We start from the raw sequence: 5,984 nt of genomic DNA, 5'->3' as shown, positions 1-5,984 counted from the left end.
GCTTAATATGTCCGGCGGAGGAGCTGCCCTAGAATATTATCCATCTAATAAGCTTTCTTGGAATGGTGATGTTGCCGCCAATAAATGGTGGCTGCTGATCTCGAGTGATATCGAAGGAGCAATGGAGGAAGCGCATGTTCCGTTTACTAATGGCGCTTATACCCTAAAATTTGGTGGCTATAACGGTGCGGCAGATTATTTTGTAAAAAGTGAGCTTACCATAACCGACGGCCAGGTTTCAGCGTATACGCTTAGTAAAATCTAGTTCTTAGGTTTTGAGGCAAGGGCGCGCTAATAAAAAACGCGCCTTTGTTTTTTATAGCGGTAAAGCGACAATGAATTTGCTGCCGCGCGGCGAGGACTCCACCGTAATTTCGCCGTTGTGCAGCAGCACGATATGTTTGACAATGGACAAGCCCAGTCCGGTGCCGCCTAGCGCGCGCGAGCGGGATCTATCCACTACATAAAAACGTTCAAAAATGCGGCTTTGCTCCGCCGGCGGTATGCCCGTGCCGCTGTCTTCCACCGAGACCACAGCGCGCGTCGGGGTTTTAGCGATCCGCACAGTCACTCCGCCTTTCTCCGTATATTTCACGGCATTATCAAGGAGATTAATGAAGACCTGCTGCAGCTTGAAAACATCGCCGCGGGTCTCCACCGGCGTCTCTTCTACTATAGAAAAAGCCAGCCCTTTTTCTTTGAGCCGCGCCGCAAAAATATTTTGCAGGCCGGCCAGCAGAGTTTTTAAATTTAACTTTTCTTTTTCCAGCGTCTGGCCGGCTTCCAGCTCGGAGAGCGCCATAATGTCCCGCACAATATTGATCAAACGCTCGGTGTTATTTTTAATCACCGCCACATAATGTTTTTGCGCGGCGGATAATTCGTCCTCCAGAGTCTCCGCAAAGCCCTTGATCGCGGTCAGCGGCGTGCGCAGCTCATGCGCGGCGTTAGCCACAAAATCCCGCTTGATGCGTTCCAGCTCACGCGTCTCGGTAATATCCTGCAGGAGGACAACCAGATCATTTTCCGGCAGAGGAGAAACGCTAACCGCATAACAACGGCCGTTTTTGAGCAGTTCGCCGAAATGATTTTGTCCATCCTGCGCGGCCCGCTCCAGCAGCGCGCTAAATTCCGCGCCGCGGAAAATTTCCCAGTAAAAATGCCCAGCCAGTTCGTCCACGCCGGTTATCCGCCGCAGGCTTTTGCTGCTCAATTTGAGCCGTCCCTGCCCGTCCACGACCAGCAAACCGTGCGGCAAAGATTCCAAAATAGTTTCCAGCTCGGTCTTTTGGCGGCGGATCTGCGCCAGCGAGCCGGCCAATTGCGTGGCCATTTGATTAAATTTTTCCGCCAGCGGTTGAAATTCATCGCGGTCAGCCAAATAAACCCGCGCTGTCAGATCACCGCCGGCCGCGCGGCTGGCGGCATCTTCCAGATTATTCAGCGAGGAAGCGATGCGGCGCGCCAGCCGGAAAGCCAGCAAAAACAGCAGCGTATAAAAGACCAGCGCGCCCAGCAAGGCCGTTTTGATCAGCGGCCAAAACAAAACCGTAACCCGCTGCAGGGAAAGACTGATCCGCACCGCGCCGATAATTTTTTCACCGGCGTAAATAGGCGCGGCGGCGTACAAAAAATCTCTGCCCAGTGTCTGACTGTAACGCACGGCGTAAGCGCTCTCGCCCCGCAGCGCGGCTAAAAACTCCGGCCGCGTAAAATGATTTTCCATAGTTTGAGAATCGGCGGCCGTATCGGCCAGCGCCCAACCGTCGGCGGAGATCACTGTCAGCCGCCACTGGGCACGCTGGTTCAAAGCTAAAACCTGCTGACGCAAGCCGGGTAGATCTGGAGCGGCAAGCCGCGGCGCAAGATTGGCCGCCAGCGCTTCGGAATATTTTTTATATTCTTCACCTAATAGCCGCGCCGAATCATTTTTCAACGAAAAAAACAAGACGGCAAAAAACAGTAGCAGCAAAACCAGCGTTAGCAGAAAAAACCCGCCGAACAAACGGCGCAGAATATTGCGCTTCATTGCCATTCCAATTTGTAGCCCACGCCGCGGATATTTTTCAGATAGGCGGCGTACCGGCCTAGCTTGGCGCGCAAGTGCTTGACATGCACATCCACCGTGCGGTCAAACACGGTTTTTTCATTGCCCCAGAGCCGGTCTAAAATTTTATCGCGCGAAAACACCACGCCTTTTTTCTCAGCCAGCATTTGCAGTATCTTAAACTCCGTGCTGGTCAATTCCGCGGGGCGTCCCTCTATTAAGACCTCGTATTTTTCCGGATCCAGCACAATATTTTTGCCGACGCGCAAAACTTTCTGCTCCGTCGGACTCTCCCGCCGGCGTAGCAAAGCTTTCACCCGCGCGGCTAATTCTTTGGGCGAAAAAGGTTTGGTCACATAATCGTCCGCGCCGAGCTCCAGACCGATGATCTTGTCGATCTCTTCCGTGCGGGCGGTCAGCATAATGACCGGCAGACGCGCCGTGCGGGTCTGGCCGCGCAGCCGCTTACAAATCTCGAGGCCGTCCATGTCGGGCAGCATCAAGTCCAGGATCAGCGCGTCCGGCAAATCCGCGCTAAGATAACGCCAAAAAGTTTTCGGCTCAGCAAATTCTTTTACGTTAAATCCGGCTTTTTTAAGATTAAGGGAAATCAGCTCCCGAATATCCGGCTCATCATCCAGCACCGCGATCAAAGGCATTTTTATTTTTCTCCCTGATGATGTTTGAGCACCCGGCCTTCCGCCATAAAAATCACTTCTTCACCGATATTAGTCGTCAGGTCGGCGATCCGCTCCAGATTGCCGCATATTCTAATTATATGCAGGGCGCGCTCAATAGTCGAGGTATCGGCAGACATGCAGGCAATTAATTTGCGCAAAATCTGCGCGCGCAGTTTATCCACCTCGTCATCGCGCCCGCAGACATTTTTGCCAAGCACGGAATTTTCTTGCAGAAAAGCGTTGACGCTGTCCCGCAGCATGCCGTTGACCAGACCGCTCAAGCGCGGCAGGTCACGCAGCGGCTGTAATGGCGGACGTTCCAGCAGATACAGCGCGCTTTGCGCGATATTCACGGCATGATCGCCGATGCGCTCCAGATCGCGGTTCATACCTAGCGCCATTAAAATCGTCCGCAAATCTTTGGCTTTGGGCTGATACTGCGCCAGCAGACTCGTGCATTTTTCGTCCAGTTCGATTTCTCTGAAATTGGCCTGCGGCTCATATTTTCCCAGAATATTTTTTAATTTAGCTTCGTCTTTTTGCAGCAGTCCCTGTATGCCGTCCGCCACCATCATTTCCGCCAGCGCGGCATATTCCAGCAGATTTTTTTTCAGATCCAACAGTTTTTCCGTCAACATTTTTGCTCCTTTCGTTCAGCCGAATTTTCCGGTCAAATATTCTTCCGTTCTTTTATCCTGCGGCGTGGTGAACATTTTGGCCGAGGCGCCGAATTCCACCAGCTCGCCCAGATACATAAAGGCCGTAAAATCCGAAACGCGCGAAGCCTGCGCGATATTGTGCGTAACCAGCATCAGTGTCACGGTTTTTTTTAGCTGTGTCAGCAGCTCTTCAATGCTCGCCGTCGCCCTGGGATCCAGCGCGGAAGTCGGTTCGTCCAGCAGCAAAATTTCTGGCCGCAGGGCCAGAGCGCGGGCAATGCAGAGCCGCTGCTGCTGACCGCCGGAGAGAAACGCGCCGCGCCGGCGCAGACTGTCCTTGACTTCGTCCCAGAGCGCGGCAGAGCGCAGAGCGGTCTCGACCAAATCATCCATTTCCGGCCGGCTGAGCTTTAGGCCGTTGAGCAGATAACCCGCGATCACATTGTCATAAATGCTCATTGTCGGGAAAGGATTGGGACGCTGAAAAACCATGCCGATCCGGCGGCGCACGAGTATCGCGTCCAGCGCGTAAAGGTCTTCGCCGTGCAGCAGGACATTGCCCGTAACGCGCGCGCGCGCGGAAAGCTCGTGCAGCCTATTGACCGCGCGCAGAACTGTTGTCTTGCCGCAGCCCGACGGCCCCATTATCGCCGTGACTTTTTTCTCCTCAATATCCATAGAGACGTTTTTGACCACGGTATTTTCCAGAAAACTCACATTGAGATTTTGAATTGCCAAAATAGACATCTGCTCTCCTTCTCAAAACTGCACGCGCCAGCGGCGGGTCAAAAATTTGGCGGCTAGATTTAAAAACAGCACGCCGGCCACCAGCACAAAAGACGCGCCCCAGGCCAGGCGGTGCCATTCCGCATAAGGGCTGGTCGCGTAATAAAAAATCAAATGCGGCAGAGACTCGATCGGCTGGAATAAAGCCAGGCTCAAAAAAGGATTGCCAAAAGCCGTGAACAAAAGCGGCGCGGTCTCGCCGGCCACGCGCGCCAGACTGAGCAGCACGCCGGTGACAATGCCGCTCAACCCCGACGGCACAACAACGCGCAGGATCGTCCGGTAATACGGCACACCCAGCGCCAGCGCGGCTTCTTTAAGCTCTGGCGGTATCAGGCGCAGAGTTTCTTCTGTCGAACGCACGCTGACCGGCAGCATCATCAGCGCCAGAGCCGCGCCGCCGGCCAGCGCGGAAAAAGATTTGAGCGGCAGGACCAGCCAGGTGTAGAGCACCAGACCAATAACGATGGACGGCACGCCCTGCAAAATCTCCACAGACAAGCGGGCGCAGTCCGCCAGCCGGTTTTTTTTATTTTCCGCGAGGTAAATGCCGACAAACAAACCCAGCGGCACAGCCAGCAGGAAAGCTACGGCCAGCAAGAGCAACGAACCGCACAGCGCGTTGAGGATACCGCCGCCGGTCTCGCCCAGCGGCTGCGGCACGCGGCAGAAAAATTGCCAGTTTAGCGAGGTCACGCCTTTGACCAGCAAATAGCCCAAAATTAAGATCAACGGCAAAACGGACAAGGCTGAAAAAAAACAAATTACTCCGAAAAAAACTTTGTCCAGTAATTGCCGCCAGCGTAGCGTATTATTTATCGTATTAGTCATCGTATTAACCATCGTATATTCACGTCTCCACGCTAAATTTTTTACTGATAGATCGGCCGGCCAGATTGATCAGCGCGGACACGGCCAAAAGCAGCAAGCCGATCTGCGCCAAACTGGAAACGTACAGCGGATCGGTCGCTTCGGCCAATTCATTGGCGATCAGGCTGGCCATAGTATTGCCGGTGTCAAACAGCGAGGCCGGCATTTTATTGGCGTTGCCAATGACCATCGTCACGGCCATCGTCTCACCAAAGGCCCGGCCAAAAGCCAGTAGAATTCCGGCGCAAATGCCTGACCGGGCATAAGGCAGGATCACGCGGCGGATAACTTCATAGCGCGTCGCGCCCAGCGAGTACGCGGCTTCACGAATATCCTGCGGCACAAGCTTGATGACTTCGGCGGACAGAGAGGCCGCGTAAGGGATTATCATGATCGCCAACACGAGCGCCGCGGTCAAAATGCCAACGCCGAACGGCACAATGCCGAGAGTTGTTTCCAGACGGCGGATCAGCGGCACCAAAACGAACAGCGCCCAAAAACCGTAAACCACGGACGGGATGCCGGCCAGCAATTCCACAGACAAGCGCAGAGCGGAAGCGGCCAGACCCTGGCGGAAAAATTCGCCGAGAAAAAGCGCGATAGACAACGCCAGAGGCAATGTCAAAAGCAAAGCCCCAACGCTGGTTAAAAGCGTGCCGTACAGCAGCGAAAACGCGCCGTATTCGCCGGTCAGCGGATCCCAAACCGTGCCGGTGAAAAAATTAAAACCGTTGGACCAGAGCGCCGGCAGGGATTTCAGCAAAAGCGTCAAGAAAAACAAGCTCAAAACCGCCGCCACGAAAAGCGCTGATTTTGACAGTATCTGCTGAAAAATATTTTCTTTGGTTTGCAAACTCAAGTTTGACAACATTTGTGCCAAAGTATAATTATTAAAAATTTGTTAAATATTAAGGAATTGTTAAGATTGGGTTAAGGTAAATA

7 protein-coding genes are annotated in these 5,984 nt (G+C 53.5%); 1 reads left to right on the top strand and 6 read right to left on the bottom strand.

Translation table 11 applies throughout. The features are described from left to right. Positions 1-265: hypothetical protein (locus LBJ25_06490; protein MDR1453601.1), on the top strand; the 265-nt coding region annotated here is incomplete at its 5' end. A gap of 51 nt (positions 266-316) precedes the next feature. On the opposite strand, the gene LBJ25_06485 is transcribed toward LBJ25_06490, so the two are convergent. From LBJ25_06485 to pstC, 6 genes are read right to left on the bottom strand one after another with little or no spacing between them, the layout of a single operon-like run. Then, on the bottom strand, positions 317-2,035 hold the full coding sequence (locus LBJ25_06485; GenBank protein MDR1453600.1) for a HAMP domain-containing protein: 1,719 nt from the start codon (positions 2,033-2,035) through the stop codon (positions 317-319). Next, entirely contained in the window at positions 2,026-2,706 is a 681-nt protein-coding gene (locus tag LBJ25_06480; GenBank protein ID MDR1453599.1) for a response regulator transcription factor, read from the bottom strand. The genes LBJ25_06485 and LBJ25_06480 overlap by 10 nt, the downstream gene beginning before the upstream one ends. A gap of 2 nt (positions 2,707-2,708) precedes the next feature. Next, a complete protein-coding gene (gene phoU / locus LBJ25_06475) occupies positions 2,709-3,365 on the bottom strand; it encodes a phosphate signaling complex protein PhoU (protein ID MDR1453598.1) in 657 nt (218 codons plus the stop codon). A gap of 15 nt (positions 3,366-3,380) precedes the next feature. Continuing rightward, positions 3,381-4,133: a phosphate ABC transporter ATP-binding protein PstB gene (gene pstB / locus LBJ25_06470; GenBank protein ID MDR1453597.1), complete on the bottom strand. Its 753-nt coding sequence runs from the start codon at positions 4,131-4,133 to the stop codon at positions 3,381-3,383. Between the two features lie 12 nt (positions 4,134-4,145). Further along, positions 4,146-5,003 carry a phosphate ABC transporter permease PstA gene (pstA, locus tag LBJ25_06465; protein MDR1453596.1) on the bottom strand — a complete coding sequence of 286 codons (858 nt, stop codon included), beginning with the start codon at positions 5,001-5,003 and terminating at the stop codon, positions 4,146-4,148. A 19-nt stretch (positions 5,004-5,022) separates the two neighbouring features. Then, complete coding sequence (gene pstC, locus LBJ25_06460; GenBank protein MDR1453595.1) at positions 5,023-5,913, bottom strand: phosphate ABC transporter permease subunit PstC; 891 nt, start codon at positions 5,911-5,913, stop codon at positions 5,023-5,025. Positions 5,914-5,984: the final 71 nt, after the last annotated feature.

This window comes from Candidatus Margulisiibacteriota bacterium (genome assembly GCA_031268855.1).
Classification (GTDB): Bacteria; Margulisbacteria; Termititenacia; order Termititenacales; family Termititenacaceae; genus Termititenax.
The sequence above is the reverse complement of the archived record's forward strand: the minus strand, read 5'-3'. Positions and strand labels throughout refer to the sequence as shown.